The following is a 1,723-nucleotide window of genomic DNA, read 5'->3' as shown; positions in this document are numbered from 1 at the left end:
GCATGAGTGACTGCCCCTCCTCCAAGGGCACCTCGTGCTCCTCGCCGTCGTGGGAGACAAAGGTTACAACTGCCATAGTGAACTCCTGATACGTAGTATTTGACGTCCTTTGGCCCGTTGAGTTTTCCGTTGGTCAGCGCAGGCTCAGTGGCCTTCTTGTCACGCTTCTTTCCCTGGGCTCAGACGGCCGCGGCGGGCGCCTCGTGCGTCCGTCTCTACGTGGGTCGGCGCGCCTCTTCTCGGTGGAGTGGCCGTCCTCGACGCCACTGTGACGTCGGCCACGTTCGTGACCCAGTCTGGAACGCCCGACCCACTTTGTCAACGAATATTCCCTAGTGAATCTCGTTCACGGGCCGGGGGGGCCTCGACCCGGTAGCATCCGGGAGGTGACCGAGTCGGCAAGCGCGCCCCCGCGGCGCAGCCCCCGGATGGTTAAGCGCCGCGCGCAGAACTGCGAGCGCATCCTCGACGCCGCCGAGCGGGCGTTCGTCTCCGGGCAGCGCAACGTCCGGATGGAGCAGATCGCCGAGGACTCGGACATGTCAGTGGGCGCGCTCTACAAGTACTTCGGCAGCAAGGACGGCATCCTGCTCGCCCTCGCCGACCGCGCGCTGACCCGGTTCAGCACCTACCTCGACGAGGCCCTCCGTCCCGAGTACTCGCCCCTCGAGCAGGTCATCGCCGCCAGCGACGTGTACCTGCGGTTCTACCTGGACCACCGCGGGTCGTTCCGCTTCCTCGCCTTCGACGGCCACGGTTCCGGCCTCTCCGCCAGCGCCCACGAGCTGAGCCAACAAGTCGGCGACCGCCTCGACGAGATCCTCGGCCGGTTCCAAGCACACCTCGAAAGCGCCATCGCCACGGGCGAGGCCTCGCCCGACTACCCGCCGAAAGAAACCGCGCTCTTCCTCTGGGGCGCATGGAACGGCGTCGTCTCCCTGACCCTGCGCAATGACCGCATGGCACTCACCGACGATCAACTCGCCGCCACCCTCGACGTCGGCCGCCGCCTCGTCAACGAGGGACTCGCCCACCCCAGCTTCCGCATCCGCGGCCACTCGCGCGCCCGCGTCATGGACCCCACCAAGAACTGGTAAGCGCGCACCCACGGCCCCACCCGACAGCCCGCTCACGAGCGACCACCACTCACTGGCCACACGACCGCCAGTCACGTACCTGGGCTCCCACATCCCGGTGTCGCTGTGGGAACGAGGAATCACCGGGATTACCGTGGCCCCGCCGGCGGGCAACACCGCCCTGGCCGCCGTCTTGGATACCTACAACCTGACCGCCGATAGCCGGCGCTCCCCTCCCTCTGGGCAGAATCGCCTTCGGGTCGTCGCCTGGGCCCTGGGCGCCGACGACCCGCCGCAGCGCCCGCTCGCCGGCGATATCCGGGCGAGCACTATCCCGCCGGACGCCACAGGCGGGTAACATAGGTAACGGAAAACGTTTCCGGTTACCCGTTACCGATCGGAGGGGAGATGGCTATGTCGACGTCGGAGAAGATCGCCAGGGCCTATGGGGTGCTCGTCGCGCGAGGGGACAAGGTCACCGTGCGCAGCGTGCAGCGTGAAGCGGGGGTGCGCATCGGTGAGGTGGCCGCGTGGATGCGTGAACACGCCACCGGCGCTGCTGGGGACGTGCCCGAGGCTCCGGATCTGTCGGAGGCGATGTCGGCGATGGTGCAGTCGGTGTGGGCCGCGGCGTGGAAGCGGGCCGC

1 protein-coding gene and 2 pseudogenes are annotated in these 1,723 nt (G+C 67.9%); 2 read left to right on the top strand and 1 reads right to left on the bottom strand.

All coding sequences use genetic code 11. The features are described from left to right. Window positions 1-76 (bottom strand): annotated as a pseudogene (locus tag G6024_RS04270) (2Fe-2S ferredoxin); the annotation flags it as partial. Between the two features lie 310 nt (window positions 77-386). On the opposite strand from G6024_RS04270, the gene G6024_RS04265 reads away from it, so the two are divergent. Then, the gene (locus G6024_RS04265; protein WP_146776291.1) at window positions 387-1,097 is read left to right on the top strand and encodes a TetR/AcrR family transcriptional regulator; all 711 of its coding nucleotides are present in this window, start codon (window positions 387-389) and stop codon (window positions 1,095-1,097) included. A 387-nt stretch (window positions 1,098-1,484) separates the two neighbouring features. Continuing rightward, window positions 1,485-1,723: pseudogene (locus G6024_RS04260) on the top strand (hypothetical protein); the annotation flags it as partial.

The organism is Dietzia maris (assembly GCF_014144855.1).
In the GTDB taxonomy this organism is placed as follows: Bacteria; Actinomycetota; Actinomycetes; order Mycobacteriales; family Mycobacteriaceae; genus Dietzia; species Dietzia kunjamensis.
This window is presented reverse-complemented; position numbering and strand designations above follow the sequence as displayed.